The organism is Xylanibacter sp. (assembly GCF_057607445.1).
In genome coordinates, this window is sequence record NZ_DBLZAX010000019.1 from 44,104 (window position 1) to 61,036 (window position 16,933).

Sequence of the window (16,933 nt, forward strand, 5' to 3'; positions counted from 1 at the left end):
GTATTATTGCTTTATATTGAGCTCCTTTTTGGTGGATTTTGCAGGCATGGCGGACTATGTCATGAAAAAGCGAACAAAAAGCCGCCAATAGAAACAAAAAGGCGGGCTGAAAGCATGAATACACAAAATTGATAACGCTATGTGCTGTATAATGACCGGTTGAGGGTTAATACAGTGGCGGCTCTATAGATGTGTGTTTGGATTCCGGATCAGCTTTGTTGTTGTCGGTTTCGTATGTTTCTTTTTGTCTTTTATGGTTTATTTCTTGTAGAAATACATTGTCGGGTAGTGTAGGTGAGGAGTTCTTGCGGTTGATGTAGAAAGAATGGCTGTAGACGGTTGGGATGCGCAATGTCTCGGCTTGATGCATGTATTATTGTATGCCCGGTTGGCGCTCGTTGCACTCGGTTGGCTCGTTGTGCGCTGTCTTATTTCTGATTTGCGTCCTTTTATGTTGCGAAAGGATACAAATTGCAGACTAAAAGGACACCTTTTGCCGCCTGAAATGTACCCTTTTGTAATGCGTTGATTGTCAGAAGGTTGTGCGGCTAGTGCGAATGCCTGTTGGCGTCGGCATTTTGCAGACAGTTCTTGTGTCCTTTACCTTGTGCAGGGCATGCAGCCGGTATCCTTTTATTTGTAGTGGTGTTAGGTTGTTTTTGCCGTGTGGCGGCTGTTGCTTTTTCTTTGCGCATGAGTCCTCGTTGGTTTTGCTGATTTCATGTCTTCGTCCGGAATATTAGTGCCTGTTCCGTATGTCAGCGTCCATTGCTGCCTTCTGTGAGGAGCGCTGAGCGTTATGTGCGGTGAGTCTTGCATAGAACTGGATTATTGGTGCATTTTAGGCAAAAAATGCCTGTTTAGGAACTAAATTTAAGAAAAAATGAAAAAAGTTCCCGAAAAATTTGGCGGAAAGAAAAAAAACTGTATCTTTGCACTCGCTTACAAGAACAAGGGCGTTTAGCTCAGCTGGTTTAGAGCATCTGCCTTACAAGCAGAGGGTCGGCGGTTCGAATCCGTCAACGCCCACACAAAACCGACAACACCAAGGTGCTGTCGGTTTTTTCTTTATACACACTCTTGTCATGATTTTGCCGCTTGCGTGTGTTGCCTGTCCGGTATTTATAAAAATGCAATTTATAACAAACTTTTATTGTCTGTAAGTGCCATTAAATCGATTTAAATTATTAATTTTGCAACCGTTAATACGTATTAGTTATGAATCTTGACTTACTTACTGCCATCTCTCCGATAGACGGCCGATACAGAGGCAAGACCGAACGGCTTGCAGACTATTTTTCTGAGTATGCTCTCATACGTTACCGTATACGTGTGGAGATCGAATATTTTATTGCGCTGTGCGAGCTTCCGCTCCCTCAGCTCAAGGATTTCGACCATTCGCTGTTTGGACGTCTGCGTGACATCTATCTTACGTTTGACGAAGCCGGTGCGGCACGTGTCAAGGAAATTGAAGGCATCACAAACCACGACGTTAAGGCCGTGGAGTATTACATAAAAGAACAGTTCGACGCCATCGGCGGTCTCGAGCCGTTCAAGGAGTTTATTCATTTCGGACTGACGTCGCAGGACATCAACAACACCTCAGTGCCGCTCTCGCTTAAGGATGCGCTTTGCGATGTTGTGGTTCCGCAGGTGGAAGAGCTCATAAAGCAGCTCACCGACTATGCCGAAGAGTGGAAAGAGGTGCCCATGCTGGCCAAGACTCACGGACAGCCTGCATCGCCCACACGTCTCGGTAAGGAGGTTATGGTGTTCGCATACCGTCTGCAGAAGCAGCTCGACTCTTTACGTCAGTGTGAGCTTACTGCCAAGTTCGGCGGTGCTACGGGTAACTACAATGCCCATCATGTGGCATATCCCGAGTACGACTGGAAGGCTTTCGGCAATAAGTTTGTCAGCGAGAAACTCGGACTCGTGCGCGAGCAGTGGACCACGCAGATAAGCAACTATGACTGTCTGGGTGCAGTGCTTGATGCCGTGCGCCGCATAAACACGATAATAATAGACCTCGACCGCGACTTCTGGATGTATATCTCAATGGAATACTTCAAGCAGAAGATCAAGGCCGGCGAGGTTGGCTCGAGCGCAATGCCTCATAAGGTCAATCCTATTGACTTCGAGAACAGCGAAGGCAACCTCGGCGTAGCAAACGCTGTGCTGCAGTTCCTGGCACAGAAGTTGCCCGTAAGCCGTCTGCAGCGCGACCTTACCGACTCTACAGTGCTTCGCAACATCGGTGTGCCTCTCGGACACACTGTCATCGCAATACAGAGCACACTGAAAGGACTGCGCAAGCTCATACTCAACGAAGAGAAGATAAGTGCCGACCTCGACAATACATGGGCCGTTGTGGCTGAGGCCATTCAGACCATATTGCGCCGTGAGGCCTATCCGCATCCGTATGAGGCTCTCAAGGCACTTACACGTACTAACCATAAAATGACAGAAGAAACAATACATCAATTTATCAAAGAACTGAATGTAAGCGATGAGGTTAAGGCTGAGCTTATGGCCATAACACCTCACAATTACACCGGAATATAATAAGCAAGGCATCGCCCGCGGCTTCAGTATTGACTACCGGCCGTGTGGATGCCTGTTTGTTTGAATGTCTTAGTAAATGTAGCAGAACAAAATATAAAAATAACATAATTACAAACCGCCGTGAGGCATTAATCTGAAATAATATGACAGAAGATTTAGAAAACAAGAAAGAAGGTATGTATGCCGGACAAAACGAGGTAAGCCGTGAGGGCTACAAACCGGCTGAAAACACAAACTACCGTAACGGAGAAAGACCTATGCGTCCGCGCATCAAGGTACAGCGTGCATATTCATCTAGCAGAAACTATAATAACGATTCAGCAGGCTTCCGTCCTGAGGGATTCGGCGCAGCGCTCCAGTCAGACGGAGGTCAGCAGCGTTCTTACCGTCCGCGCTACAACAGCGGACAGCAGGGCGGCTATCAGCAGCGTCAGGGCTATCAGCCGCAGCAGCGCGGCGGCTATCGTCCGCGTTATAACAGCGATGCCGACGGCAACTATCAGCCCCGCCAGAACCAGTATGGCCAGCGTCAGAGCTCGCCCTACCGCCAGAACTACAATCAGGGCATGGACGGCGGCTATCAGCCCCGCCAGTCAGCAGGCTATCGTCCGCGTTACAACAACGGAGGAGGCGAGGGCGGCTATCAGCCCCGTCAGAACTCTTATCAGCGCGGTGGCTATCAGCGTGGCGGCTATGGTCCGCAGCGTCAGCCGGCATATCAGCAGCGTGGCGGTTACCGTCAGCGTACACCTGATTATGATCCTAACGCAAAGTACAGCCAGAAGAAGCGTATAGAATATAAAGAGGCCAACATCGACCCGACAGTGCCCGTAAGACTTAACAAGTATCTGGCCAATGCAGGTATCTGCAGCCGCCGTGAGGCCGACGAGTTCATACAGGCAGGTGTGGTCAGCGTTAACGGACAGGTTGTTACAGAGCTCGGAACAAAGGTTCTGCGCACTGACGACATCAGATTCCACGATCAGAAGGTGTCAATGGAGAAGAAGGTATACGTGCTTCTCAACAAGCCAAAGGACTGTGTTACAACTAGCGACGACCCGCAGCAGCGCAAGACTGTGATGGATCTCGTAAAGAACGCATGTCCGGAGCGTATCTATCCCGTAGGACGCCTTGACCGAAACACTACAGGAGTGCTCCTGCTCACCAACGACGGCGATCTGGCCAGCAAGCTCACTCATCCTAAATTCCTGAAGAAGAAGATTTATCACGTCTTCCTCGACAAGAAGGTTACTGCTCACGACATGCAGCAGATAGCCACAGGCATAACTCTTGAAGACGGCGAGGTGCATGCCGACGCCATCGAGTATGCCAGCGCAACAGACAAGAGCCAGGTGGGCATCGAGATACACAGCGGCAAGAACCGTATCGTCCGCCGTATCTTCGAAAGCCTCGGATACAGAGTTGTCAAGCTCGACCGTGTGCTCTTTGCTGGTCTGACTAAGAAGAATCTCCGCCGCGGCGACTGGCGCTTCCTCACAGAGAAGGAAGTTGACATGCTGCGCATGGGAGCTTTTGAATAATAGTACAACAATCAGAATTAAAGGCTGAAGCTTTTTAGACGAAACGTATTTTGGTGCAGGCCTGCGGCTCTGTTTGTGCCACGTGGCCGACAGCATGGCTGAGGCATGCGCCGGATTACTGTCAAAACATATAACAAAATGGAAAAAATCAAGAGAACAAAAGTCGTAGACGTGCTTCAGCGCACAGATTTCGGCGCTGTCGTCAACGTAAAAGGATGGGTGCGTACCCACCGTAGCAGCAAGTCAGTAGACTTTATCGCGCTTAACGACGGTTCAACAATAAAGAACGTACAGGTAGTTGTCGATCCGTCAAAGTTCGACGAGAGCATGCTCAAGCAGATAACCACAGGCTCATGCATCAATGTCAACGGCGAGCTGGTTGAGAGCCAGGGAGCAGGACAGACGGTAGAGCTGCAGTGCCGTGAGATAGAGATTTACGGTCTCTGCGCCAGCGACTATCCGATGCAGAAAAAAGGACAGAGCTTCGAGTACATGCGCCAGTATGCACATCTGCGCCTTCGTACCAACACCTTCGGAGCCGTGATGCGCATACGCCACAACATGGCCATAGCCATCCACAAGTATTTCCACGATCACGGATTTTTCTATTTCCACACACCGCTCATCACTGCCAGCGACTGTGAGGGTGCAGGACAGATGTTCCAGGTTACGACCAAGAACCTCTACGACCTTAAGAAGAACGACGAAGGCAAGATAACCTACGACGACGACTTCTTCGGCAAGCAGACATCACTCACCGTGAGCGGACAGCTCGAGGGCGAGCTCGGAGCAACGGCTCTGGGTGCCATCTATACTTTCGGACCAACTTTCCGTGCCGAAAACTCAAACACTCCGCGCCACCTGGCCGAGTTCTGGATGATAGAGCCTGAGGTTGCATTCATCGATCTCAACGACCTGATGGACCTCGAGGAAGACTTCATCAAATACTGCGTTCAGTGGGCTTTGGACAACTGCAAGGACGACCTTGAGTTCCTCAACAAGATGATAGACAAGACGCTGATAGAGCGACTCAAGTCGGTTGTCAGCGGTTCTTTTGTTCGTCTTGAGTACACAGAGGGTATCAATATTCTTGAAGAGGCCGTTAAGAACGGTCATAAGTTCGAGTTCCCCGTAAGCTGGGGCATGGACCTTGCCAGCGAGCACGAGCGTTATCTCGTTGAAGAGCACTTCAAGAAGCCTGTCATCATGACCGGATATCCTAAGGCCATAAAGGCGTTCTACATGAAGATTAATGAGGACGGCAAGACTGTTCAGGGCACTGACGTTCTGTTCCCGCAGATTGGCGAGATTATCGGCGGAAGCGTGCGTGAGGAGAACTACGACAAGCTGATAGGCGAAATCAACGAGCGCAACATCCCGATGAAGGATATGTGGTGGTATCTCGACACACGTAAATACGGATCATGCCCTCACGGAGGATTCGGTCTCGGATTCGAGCGCCTTATCCTGTTCGTTACAGGTATGCAGAACATACGCGACGTGATACCGTTCCCGCGTACTCCGAAAAATGCTGAATTCTAAAGCAAATATTCTTATATACTAATCAAGAAGGCGTGTCAGAATGTGCTTTTGTATGCATTCTGACACGCTTTTTTTCGTTGTTTTCCTGTCAGGGTTACTACGCCTGACAAGCCCGTAGGCAGAGCTTGACGCCTGATCTTGGCTGAGCGCTTGTTTGTTATTTGCCGTTATGCTTAATGTGAGACAAAGAGCCGGCATAAGTATAGTGAGCGGTTGTGGAAAACCGGCAGATGACAGCTGGAAGCATTGTCCACATTTTTTTATAAATAGTTGAAATAATTATTATTTAATTTGTCTATTTTCTTTTTATAATTTATAAATTAGTATATTTGCTGCGGTATGCCGGCAGATGCCATACTTCAGGTGCGCCCTTGCATCAAGGCCGTGCTGCGGCAGCTGCCGGGTGTATGATTGTTTCAAACGTTAATAAAAGAAATCATTATGACAAAAGACGAACTTATGCGTAAGGCCATAGAGCTTTCGATAGATAATGTCAACAATGGCGGAGGACCTTTCGGAGCAGTGATAGCCCGCGACGGAGAGATTGTTGCAACAGGAGTCAACCGCGTGACGGCCAACAACGACCCTACAGCCCATGCAGAGGTGAGCGCCATAAGGGCGGCAGCTGCCGCCTTGGGTACGTTCGACCTAAGCGACTGCGAGATTTTTACGTCGTGTGAGCCGTGCCCCATGTGCCTTGGCGCAATATATTGGGCAAGACTGAAGAAGGTTTATTTTGCCAACAACAAGACCGATGCCAAGAACATCGGATTTGACGACTCGTTTATCTACGACGAGCTGGCTCTGCCGCGTGAAGGCCGCAAGTTGTCGTCAGAGGAGATGATGCGCAACGAGGCCATCAAGGCTTTTGAGATGTGGGCGCAGAAAGACGATAAGATAGAGTATTGACGTATCTTGGCAGATAAGCCCTTTGATTATTGGCTGTGCCGGATATGCTGTGTCCGGTACTGTTTCCCGTTTTCTGACGGACTGCAATCCGGCCGTAAGAGTTGTAAGCTATGAAGCCGGCAGGCTTCTGTAAGTAGTCCTTTTATGTTTCAGGCTTGCGGCTCATGTCTTACGGCAGGCGTGATAGTGTTATTTTAATGCCTTGTTGCCATGACGACAGCAGGCCGGATAACTGACGGAAATAAAGCGAAAAAGTTTTTTGTATAAACTCATCACTCATCACATTCATGCGTAAAGTGTTGAACTATAATGCGTTATGGTGTGATGAGTTTCTTTCTCAACTCATCACGCCAGGCTTTCCACTTTGTCGTGTGATGAGTCGGTACGGCAACTCGTCACAGTCTAATATGCTGACATGCAGTGGGTTATGAGACTTTGTGACGAGTGATGAGTTTATACAAAAAACTTTTTCGCTTTACTTTCCTGTTTATGTTCTTTGTTGTAAAAGCATACCTTTTACATTCTAATTTGCCGCATTTCATATTGTAAAACATGCCCTTTCGCATTGCGTTTTGGCACCTTTTGCAGTGAATACAACTTGCCGTGTATATGCTATCTGCATTCTGTAACATTATTATTTATGCCAATGTTTCATTGCTATAGCAAGGTTCTGTTTAGCTGCAACTAATGTGGAATGCTGCGTTTGATGTGTCGGCCCGTATGTAACACAGTAACGGCGGGAGATGAGTGTAGAGCACATCCTCCGCCGTTTTGTTGTACTTTTTAATTAATAATCTTTATCAATATTTTGCGTAATGGCGTTCAGCACATCATGATGTTTCACCGGATGCTGTTAGTTAATAGAATGTGTGCCGTTGACAAACGCCATATTTTAGCACCCTTATTATTAATGTGAAAGCCGTCCCGGATAGGGCAGACTCCTGTATTTTAATCTCTGCAACGCCGTCTGTTTTATGGTGGCGTAATGCCTGAGGGTGATTACGTATTGGTAAATTGTGTAAATTGCCACGGATATCTGTTGTGGCTTTTTTACAATGTAGTGCAAGACGTCTTTGTGATGATATTTTCAATCGTTAGAGATGCTTGCTATGCTGATTGTCTGCGTGCGTAAGACGCAGAAATACCGATTCTCTAAATATTAGATGTTTTAAGTTGTATAAGACATTTCATAATGTTGGCAATTTTAATAAATGATATTAGATTAAATAATTAATAATTAGTTATTCAGAGTTTCATACAGCCTGGGTGTTAGTTTTTCAATTCGGTATGTAAAGTTATTGTTTTTTTGAAGCACGTGTGCTTAGGCTGTTTGTATTTATATCCAATTAGTCGTTTGCAGGTTTATGAGACTTTTATTTTACGGTTTGCGAAAATCGCTTTGTCTCTTCGTTCCTTTTCTCTATTTTATTCAATATCTTCAGGTTGGCCTTATTTATGACATCCATGTCAATTGCGCTGAGGTAAATCTGTGTGGTCTTTAGCGATGTGTGCCCCATGCTGTCGCTGATCACTCCTATGGGGATGTTCATGTTTTTTGCAATGCTTGCCCATGAGTGACGTGCCACATACATGGTTATGCCTTTTCGCATTTTCAGCATTTTGGATATCTTGTCGAGTTGCATGTTCACGTTCTTCTGGCAACTCTTATACTGCATTCTCTCTTCTTTTCCGGGTATCGTAATTATCGGCAGCAGATAGTCGTTGTACGATGGCCATTTGTTAACTATTTCCTGCATGCATTTCTCCCATTTTATTGAGAGCTGCTGCTTGGTCTTGCGCCGCTTGTATGTCAGTATGCCGTTGCTTAGGTCGGTCTTTTTAAGATAAGCCATGTCTATGAACGACATTCCGCGGGTGTAGAAACTGAAGAGAAACATGTCTCTGGCAAAGTGTAATGCTCTCGACGGCATATAGAGCTCCTTTATGGCCTTTATGGTCTGCAGCGGTATGGCTCTTTTCTCGGTCTTGTCAATCCCGGTGTAGACGTTCCTGAACGGCTGTTTCTCCGTGGCGAGTCCGTCGTTCACCGCCCTGTTGTATACCGCACGCATCACTCTCATGTAGAAGGATATCGTGTTCATCTTTATTCCTTCGTTTTTCAGATACATCTCATATTGCTGCATCATCTTGTCGTTGATTTTGCCGAGCGTGATGTTCTTGCCTTTTCTGAATCGCTTAAAGCTTTTCAGCGTGCTCTTGTAGTTATCTGCCGTGCTGCTTTGCTTGTTGCTTTCAAGTTCTTTGATTATTTTCTCCATGTATAGGAACAAATATCTGTCTTTCTTGACTTGCAGCTTTTCTTCTGACAGAACGCTCTCATCTATTTCGATGAGAAGTTCTTCTTCTCCCGTCTTTATAAGCTGAGGAGAAAGTTTAATTCTAATTGTAGTCATTTTGCTGTTGAAAATTTAAACTTAATAAACAAGTAAATTTACATCCGGTGAAATGAGGAGGTGCATTCCTTAATTGATTGCAGATGCATTCCTCTTGTTTTATTGCAGGTTTTTTGTCTGTCGTTGTTATATTTGTTTTCATTTGTCGTTGCATTTATTGTTAATTAATTTTGTTTTATTGACTTCTTAGGCTGAAATCAAAAAAACAGGGCATAAGCTTTGAGGTGTGTTGGCTTATGCTCTGTTTTGTAGAGGGACTTTGGGATGCTGTGTTTAAGTAAGGTGTTTTAACCGTCAGCCTGTTTGCAGTGCCAGGCTGTGATAGTGTCGTTGCATTTTACCGATGCAGGTAATCAAGTCTTCAAAGTTATATATTAACTCCTTTACTTTCACTTCCCTCTTTTATGTTGATGTTCAGCTAGTTCCTAATCTTTCAGATAGTTCTCTATGTTTGCAAGAACTTTTTGGCTGAGCCGTTCATACGACTGCTTTGTAAGTCCTGACGATACGCCCATGCAATGCATGTGCCTGTGGCTTTGCATGCGCTCGCTGCCGGCCGCTCCTGTGGTGTCGCAGAAACAGATGTTGTCGCGGTCGAGCCATTTTTCGAATGCAGGTTCGTCCCATGCCGGCGACAGGCCGGTGTTGAAGAGTATCTTATGGTCGCCCATAAGTTCAAACTGCTTTTCGTGCAGCAGCACGGTGTTGCGGTTGAGGCAGCAGAATATCACGTCGCTCCATCCAACCAGTTCGTCCAGGGGCATAAACCTGTAGCCTTTGGCCTCGGCTGCGGGTTTCTGGCTGCGTGCAAAGTAGCCCACCTCGGCTCCGAAGAACTTCATGGCGTCTGCTATCATGCCTCCTGACTTGCCCAGGCCCACCACGCCGGCTTTCAGGCCGGTTATCTCGCTTGGTGCGCCGAACCATGCAGGCTGACCGAAGCCGTGAAGGCATCTGGCAAGCTCGCTTACCACGTATTCTATCACGCCCTCGTCGCCGTAGTCGCGTATGCCGGTTACGGTTATTCCGTGTCCGTCGGCATAGTGGATGTCTACGTTTGCGCTTTCGGGTGAATAGAGCGAGCAGCACATGCCTACGTATTTCAGGCATGGGCATTTGGCAAGGATTTCCGCGGTTATGGCCGTAGTGAAGCTTACCAGCGCGGCATCGGCATCGCCTATGCGTGCTGCTGTCTCATCAGCGGTTTGTGGCATATCGCTGTGGATGATCACCTCGTCGGCATACCGCCCGAGGCTGTCTATAGCCTCCGGAATCATCTTTATCGGCTCTATTGCCACTAATTTTCTGAATTTTCTCATTGTCGTTAGCCTTTACTTATAATATACTTTTTTATCGTTTCCGCCACGGCAGACCTGCTGTTGTGCTGCCGTGCGCTTTTGTCATTCGTCCTGTGTGAGCGCTATGCAGTCGTCGAACAGAGAGATAAGCCTGCGCTTGTAGAGGTCGCCCACGGCTTTCTTATAGTTCTTCTTGCTCACCTGGAAGGTCTTGTAGATGTCTTCAGCCGGGCTCTTGTCTGTCAGGCGGCACACGCCGTCGTGTTCTTTCATATATTGCAGGAGCACCTCGCTGAATTCAGTTGTCATCTTGCGTCCCGTAGGCTGCAGCGTCACGTCTATCTTGCCGTCGGGTCTTATTGTGCCTATGTATCCCTTCATCCTGTCGCCGGTGTGTATATCCTTGAATATCTGGTCCTTGTAGACAAGTCCCGGATATTTGTTGTCTATTATCACCTTAAATCCGAGGTCGGTTTTCTGCCATACCAGCAGGCTCACCTCGTCGCCCTGTCTGTATTCGGGCTGCTCGTTGCTGAAGTAGCGCTCAATCTTGGCCGAGGCCACTATGCGGTAGCTCTCACTGTCGAGGTGTACGTGCACGATGTAGCCTTTGCCTGTTTCCATCTTCATTTTCTGTTCACGGAACGGGCAGAAGAGGTCTTTCATCAGTCCCCAGTTGAGGAAGGCTCCATATTCGTTCACCCATGCCACGCTGAGGAAGGCAAAGTCGCCAACCTTGGCCAGCGGCGTGAGCGTAGTGGCTACGAGCCTTTCTTCGTTGTCGAGATAGATAAACACGTTGAGCTCGTCGCCAACCTTACATCCTTCGGGCACGTAGCGCTGCGGCAGCAGCACCTCGCCTTCGTCGCCTCCGTCGAGATACATTCCGAAGTCTACTTTCTTGACAACCTTCATGAGGTTGTAGTCGCCAAGTTTTATGAAGTCCATATTCTTTATCGGTGTTTGATTTTTATTAATACAAATGTTTGTTGCCTCGCAGTTCTTTTCTGCGTTTTATTCGGCCTTGTCGTCGGCCTTTTCGTCCGCACGGTCAGCTCCGTCCGTGTCGTTGTCGGTTGTGGCGGTGCTGCTGCTTGCTGCCGTTGCTGCGTCGGCTGCGGCATTGACGTCAGTCTCGAGCATGCCGTCGCGCATGGCAATGGTGCGGTCGGTAATTTTTGCCAGGTTTTCGTCATGCGTTACAATCACGAATGTCTGTCCGAGCTTGTCGCGCAGACTGAAGAACAGCTGGTGCAGTTCCTCCTTGTTTTTCGAGTCGAGACTGCCCGACGGTTCGTCGGCAAGAATAACGGCAGGGTCGTTTACCAGTGCGCGTGCCACTGCCACACGCTGCTTCTCGCCGCCTGAAAGCTCGTTGGGCTTATGCTTTGCGCGGTCGGCCAGTCCCATGAAGTCGAGCAGGGCTTCGGCCTTATTCTTTGCCTCGCTGCGCGATTTTCCGCCAATCAAGGCAGGTATCATGATGTTCTCGAGCGCGGTGAACTCAGGCAGAAGCTGGTGAAACTGAAACACGAAGCCTATGCGCTGGTTTCTGAACTCTGACAGCTTCTTGCGGTTAAGGCGGCTCACGTCGGTGCCGTCTATTATTATCTGTCCGCTGTCTGGCTTGTCGAGTGTGCCTATTATCTGCAGCAGTGTGGTCTTGCCGGCACCGCTCGGTCCGACGATGCTCACCACTTCGCCCTTGCCTATGTGCAGGTCGATGCCCTTAAGCACCTGCAGTGAGCCGAAGCTCTTGGTTATGCCTTTTATATCTATCATGTTTTTTCTGTTTCTTTGTTTGCTTGTTGTCGTTATGTAGAGAGTTGTTTATATCTTGAATTTTTTCCTTACCCATGTCAGCAGCACCTCGTATGCGCTAGGCTGTTCGTGATGCTGAGGCTCAGCATAGGTCATTGCGCCCAGCGGTTCGCCATACTGGTCGGGGAAGATTATCATGAGGCTCTTGCCTGCGAAGTATCGCGTAATCTCCTCCGGCAGACGCTCAAGCGCGTTCTTGTATGATATGGTGCCCTTACGTGCGGTGATAACCACGAACATGTGGTCTTCGTTCACGTTGTCGGCCAGTCCCGGCAGTTCGTTCCAGTGGGCCATGTATGTGTATTCGGCCCTCACGTTAGAATGGCGGTTCTGTATATACTCGTTGATGAGCGACAGCGTCTCGTGCTTTGCGTGGAACTGTATGCGGCACTCAAGGTTCTCGGCCATGCGCGAGAGACGCTCCAGCCAGCGGTAGAATCCCGGCTCGTATTCGGCTCGCGACGGCACGGCCACCTGTATGCGTCTCAGCGTGTTGAGCGGCGTGAGACACTGCACGATGGTTATCTGGCGGTTAAGACCGCTGAAGATGCTCTGTATGAACTCGCCCCAGAACTTCTTCGACACCTCCTGGCGTATGTGCATGCCCATGATAAGCTCTGACGCGTTAAACTCCATGAAGGCGTGCTTTATGCCGTTGCTGATGTTTGTGGCTATTCTTACCTGCGTCTGCACCATCATGCCCGAGTAGTTGGCCACCTTGGTTATGTGCTCCAGCAGCTGCCGTCCGCGCTCCTGATACATCAGGCGGTTGTCGTCGTCGTAGACCACGTTGAGCGCCACCACGCCGCGGTTGAGCTTGCGGTTGCGCATCAGCGACGCCATCTTAATCAGATTTTCGGCCGTTTCAGGATACCTCATAGGTATCATTATCTTCTCGTCGTCAGCGGTTTCGTCCTTAGGCAGGCTGCTCTTGGTTTCGAGAGCTATTTTCTTGGCGGCACGCTCTGTTGTGAACGAGCTGAATATGCACGTAACGAGGATAAGTATGATAGTGCCGTTGAGCACGTCGTCGTTGAGCAGGCGCTGGCCGTTGGGCAATATCAGGTTGTAGCCCACGAGCACTGCGGCAAGCGTAGCTCCTGCCTGCGCGTTGCTCAAGCCGTATATCAGTTCGCGCTCAATGGCCCGCATGCCGAACAGCTTCTGCGTGAACAGCGATGCTATCCACTTGCTCGACAGGGCCACCACAATCATCACTGCTGCCACCTCGAGCGTGCCCAGTCCGCCGAACAGTATCTTGACGTTGACGAGCATGCCCACGCCGATGAGGAAATAGGGGATGAATATGGCGTTGCCCACAAACTCAAGGTGAGTCATCAGCGGCGATATGTTGGGCACGTATCTATTGAGCACCAGGCCCGTAAGGAAGGCGCCGAGCAGCCCTTCCATGCCTATCATCTCCATCATCACCGAGCCGAGGAACGTCATGGCCAGCACGAAGATAAACTGCGTGACGTTGTCTTCATACCTCTGGAAGAAGTACTGGGCAATGCGCGGAAAATAGAATATTATGATGAAGAACACCACCGCAATCTTCAGAAACAGCATGATCCAGAAGCTGCTGGTTATCTCGCCCTTGAACATTCCGCCCACAATGGCAAGCACGAGCAGCGTAAGCGTGTCGGTGATGGCCGTAGCTCCCACGGCTATCGTGACGCTGCGCTGGTTGGACAGGCCGTAGCGCAGGATGGTCGGATAGGCTATCAGCGTGTGAGAGGCATACATACTGGCCAGCAGCACCGATGTTAAGAAACTGTATTTCAGCACGGCCGTGTTGAACACGAAGCCCATGGCCATAGGTATAACGAAGGCCATGATGCCGTGAGTGAACGTCCGCAGCCTGTTTTTTCTGAAGTTGCTCATGTTCATCTCTAGTCCGGCAAGGAACATGATGTAGTAGAGGCCCACATGCCCGAACAGGTCGAACGAGCTGTCCTTAGCAAGGATGTTGAACCCGTGGGGCCCGACGATGACTCCGGCCAGCACCATACCCACGATATGGGGTATGCGCAGCTTGCCCATTATTATGGGTGCGAAGAGAATGATGCACAGCACGACGAAGAATATCAACGTCGGGGCTGTTATGGGGAAAAATTGCGATATATCCGGCATAAATATTCGTTATGTTGCAAATCTATATGCAAAAGTGCAAAAAAAAATCATATTTTTGCAGTGATTGGGCTAAAAGTTGTACTTTTGTACCGAATAATTAGCAGATTAATATATTTTGTAATAAAAATAAGCGATAAATGAAAGTAGCAATTGTTGGCGCGAGCGGCGCTGTTGGACAAGAGTTCCTCCGCGTTCTCGCAGAAAGAAATTTTCCGCTTGACGACCTTGTGCTGTTCGGTTCAGAGCGTTCGGCAGGCCGGAAATATGTTTTTAAGGGAAAAGAGTATGAGGTAAAACTGCTTCAGCATAACGACGACTTCAAGGACGTGGACATAGCTTTCACGTCGGCCGGAGCCGGCACTTCAAAAGAGTTTGCCGCCGACATAACAAAGTATGGAGCCGTGATGATTGACAACTCGAGCGCGTTCCGCATGGACGACGACGTGCCTCTGGTTGTGCCTGAGTGCAACGCCGAGGATGCCCTCAAGCGTCCGCGCGGCATCATTGCCAACCCTAACTGTACGACAATAATGATGGTGGTGGTTCTGCAGCCGCTCGAGCAGCTCAGCCACATACGCCGCATACACATAGCAAGCTACCAGAGCGCTAGCGGCGCGGGTGCTGCGGCTATGGCCGAACTGCAGCAGCAGTATAAGGAGATTATCGACGGCAAGCCCGTAACCGTGAGCAAGTTCCCCCATCAGCTGGCTTACAACGTAATTCCTCAGATAGACGTGTTCCAGCCCAACGGATACACCAAGGAGGAGATGAAGATGTTTAACGAGACACGCAAGATTATGCACAGCGACGTTAAGTGTTCTGCCATGTGCGTGCGTGTGTCATCGCTCCGTGCCCACTCTGAGTCAGTGTGGATCGAGACAGAGCGCCCCATCAGCGTTGAGGAGGCTCAGAAGGCTCTGGCCGCTGCTCCCGGCGTAACGCTCGAGGACGATCCCTCTAACCTGGTTTATCCCATGCCGCTCGACACAGCAGGCAAGGACGACGTATATGTTGGCCGTGTAAGAAAAGACCTGGCCGACGAGAACGGACTGACATTCTGGCTCAGCGGCGACCAGATACGCAAGGGCGCTGCGCTCAATGCCGTTCAGATAGCCGAATATCTGATAAAGGTAGGAAACGTGAAATAATTTTAATGTAGCATTCTGATAAACAGATTCAATGCCCGGACACGGCCTTAGCGGCTGTGCCGGGCATTGTCGTTTTCTTATGGCGTCAGCCTTGATTATTGTCCGTTTCGGGCTAATGGCAGACTGTCGTTGATGCGTTTCTGATATACAGAGATAAGGCACGCCTGCCGTACGGATTGCAGCTATGCACATGTAGCAGGATGATGACGTAAGGATTGTCGGCAGAAAGGCTCCGGGCGATAAGTCTGCCGTCCGGTGATTTTTCGCCTTTCTGCGATGCTGTGAGGCAGAGTTTCCGCCATAGTAGTGCAAGTCTGTCGGCATGTTGACAGCCTGATTGTAACGTGCTGAATATCAGCGGCTTTGTAAAAGGTGCCCTTTTAGAGCCTAAAAGACCGTCTTTTGCATCATGAAAGGCCACCTTTTGCAGGCTGATTTGCCGTCTTTTACATTTATGTATGATAACGGCCGTGAATCAGTACGGCATAACGTGCCCCTACAGCAGTATTATTCATGGCGTTATTGTGCCTGCGGCGGTCCGGTCGGGTGGGGCGTTATAGCCTGAAGATATGGTCGTCCGTATGTGCAAATCATGAAGAATGCGTTTATGTCTGTAAACCAGACGTTTACATGTTATGGCCGTTTACCCCTAAAATCTGCTGAAATACATTTCAAAACATTAACAATAACCGTAATTTAATCAAATAAAGATACCTGTTTAAGTAATTTTTTGTTAACTTTGTGTCGGTTTTGTATTATTTGAAGTCATAAGTTTAAGAGATTTTCAGCGTAAGTGAAAGTGACCGGCGCTATCAGTTTATATGTTCATGCCTGTACCTCGTTGTGCAGGCTGGCGGCCGTTTCGGCGGTTGCCGCCTTGCTGTGCATGTCGGTCATGTCGTGTTCAGACGACGGAAAGCGCGGCGATGAGCGCACGCCGGAGCATGAGGCGGCTCTGAAGAGTCTTGACGACTCGATATTCGTTAAGTCGGAATATGTCATGCGCACCATGCGTGAGGGCATGGCCAATGCTGCCGACAGCCTCGACTATTACGACTTCTACCTGCGCTGGCTGCGCTACAGAGTGTCGCTCGATTCGCCCGACACGATGAGGCTCAACTGGGACGGGCCGTTCGGATTCCTGAAGCGGCAGAAGCCCACGCCGCGCGTCAGGGGCATGATGGGCTTCTTATATAATGCCAAGGGCTCATATTATCACAAGTTTCATTACAATCCGCACGAGACAATAGATTTATATCATAAGTCGTACGAATGTATCATGGGCAGCGACATGGAGTATCGCCTGCCTGACGTATGCGCCAATCTCGGCGATGCCTACGTGGCTGTCAACGACATGCCGCATGCCGCCATGTGGTACAGACGGGCCCTTTATCTTTCTGACTCGCTGCGCCTGCCCAAGGAGACCAACGTTAGCCTGTATATGGGGCTTGGCCGTATATATCGGCTCACCCGATAAATAGTGGGGAAAGAAAATATTACGCATAAATTTTAGTCAGCCTAAAGAGGAAGAATGGTATGTCAATAACTCCTCGGAGCAATGC

At 49.1% G+C, this 16,933-nt stretch carries 12 protein-coding genes and 1 tRNA gene; 7 read left to right on the forward strand and 6 right to left on the reverse strand.

Annotation, left to right across the window (positions count from 1 at the left end):
- Positions 1 to 648: 648 nt before the first annotated feature.
- Entirely contained in the window at positions 649 to 819 is a 171-nt protein-coding gene (locus ACZMIG_RS12860) for a hypothetical protein (protein WP_487889662.1), read from the reverse strand.
- Positions 820 to 954: 135 nt separating this feature from the next.
- On the opposite strand from ACZMIG_RS12860, the gene ACZMIG_RS12865 reads away from it, so the two are divergent.
- From ACZMIG_RS12865 to ACZMIG_RS12885, 5 genes are all read left to right on the forward strand, one after another.
- Positions 955 to 1,029 (forward strand) — tRNA-Val (locus ACZMIG_RS12865).
- 189 nt (positions 1,030 to 1,218) lie between these two features.
- Entirely contained in the window at positions 1,219 to 2,565 is a 1,347-nt protein-coding gene (gene purB / locus ACZMIG_RS12870) for an adenylosuccinate lyase (RefSeq protein ID WP_021854214.1), read from the forward strand.
- Positions 2,566 to 2,708: 143 nt separating this feature from the next.
- Positions 2,709 to 4,106 carry a pseudouridine synthase gene (locus tag ACZMIG_RS12875; protein WP_302354204.1) on the forward strand — a complete coding sequence of 466 codons (1,398 nt, stop codon included), beginning with the start codon at positions 2,709 to 2,711 and terminating at the stop codon, positions 4,104 to 4,106.
- Positions 4,107 to 4,244: 138 nt separating this feature from the next.
- On the forward strand, positions 4,245 to 5,648 hold the full coding sequence (gene asnS / locus ACZMIG_RS12880; protein WP_053399175.1) for an asparagine--tRNA ligase: 1,404 nt from the start codon (positions 4,245 to 4,247) through the stop codon (positions 5,646 to 5,648).
- 441 nt (positions 5,649 to 6,089) lie between these two features.
- The gene (locus tag ACZMIG_RS12885) at positions 6,090 to 6,557 is read left to right on the forward strand and encodes a nucleoside deaminase (protein WP_021854210.1); all 468 of its coding nucleotides are present in this window, start codon (positions 6,090 to 6,092) and stop codon (positions 6,555 to 6,557) included.
- Positions 6,558 to 7,930: 1,373 nt separating this feature from the next.
- Here the strand turns inward: ACZMIG_RS12885 and ACZMIG_RS12890 are convergent.
- From ACZMIG_RS12890 to ACZMIG_RS12910, 5 genes are all read right to left on the reverse strand, one after another.
- Positions 7,931 to 8,971, reverse strand: a complete 1,041-nt coding sequence (locus ACZMIG_RS12890) for a tyrosine-type recombinase/integrase (protein WP_288949017.1) — start codon at positions 8,969 to 8,971, stop codon at positions 7,931 to 7,933.
- 425 nt (positions 8,972 to 9,396) lie between these two features.
- Positions 9,397 to 10,290, reverse strand: a complete 894-nt coding sequence (locus ACZMIG_RS12895) for an NAD(P)-dependent oxidoreductase (protein WP_053399246.1) — start codon at positions 10,288 to 10,290, stop codon at positions 9,397 to 9,399.
- Positions 10,291 to 10,371: 81 nt separating this feature from the next.
- Positions 10,372 to 11,217: a CvfB family protein gene (locus ACZMIG_RS12900; RefSeq protein ID WP_287601860.1), complete on the reverse strand. Its 846-nt coding sequence runs from the start codon at positions 11,215 to 11,217 to the stop codon at positions 10,372 to 10,374.
- A gap of 66 nt (positions 11,218 to 11,283) precedes the next feature.
- Entirely contained in the window at positions 11,284 to 12,051 is a 768-nt protein-coding gene (locus ACZMIG_RS12905; protein ID WP_487889663.1) for an ABC transporter ATP-binding protein, read from the reverse strand.
- A gap of 48 nt (positions 12,052 to 12,099) precedes the next feature.
- Positions 12,100 to 14,223 (reverse strand): cation:proton antiporter domain-containing protein, encoded by a 2,124-nt coding sequence (locus tag ACZMIG_RS12910; RefSeq protein WP_487889664.1) that lies wholly within the window; start codon positions 14,221 to 14,223, stop codon positions 12,100 to 12,102.
- 137 nt (positions 14,224 to 14,360) lie between these two features.
- On the opposite strand from ACZMIG_RS12910, the gene ACZMIG_RS12915 reads away from it, so the two are divergent.
- Together ACZMIG_RS12915 and ACZMIG_RS12920 are read left to right on the forward strand one after the other, a co-directional pair.
- On the forward strand, positions 14,361 to 15,371 hold the full coding sequence (locus ACZMIG_RS12915) for an aspartate-semialdehyde dehydrogenase (protein WP_021853439.1): 1,011 nt from the start codon (positions 14,361 to 14,363) through the stop codon (positions 15,369 to 15,371).
- 895 nt (positions 15,372 to 16,266) lie between these two features.
- Positions 16,267 to 16,848 carry a hypothetical protein gene (locus ACZMIG_RS12920; RefSeq protein ID WP_487889665.1) on the forward strand — a complete coding sequence of 194 codons (582 nt, stop codon included), beginning with the start codon at positions 16,267 to 16,269 and terminating at the stop codon, positions 16,846 to 16,848.
- The last annotated feature ends 85 nt before the right edge of the window (positions 16,849 to 16,933 follow it).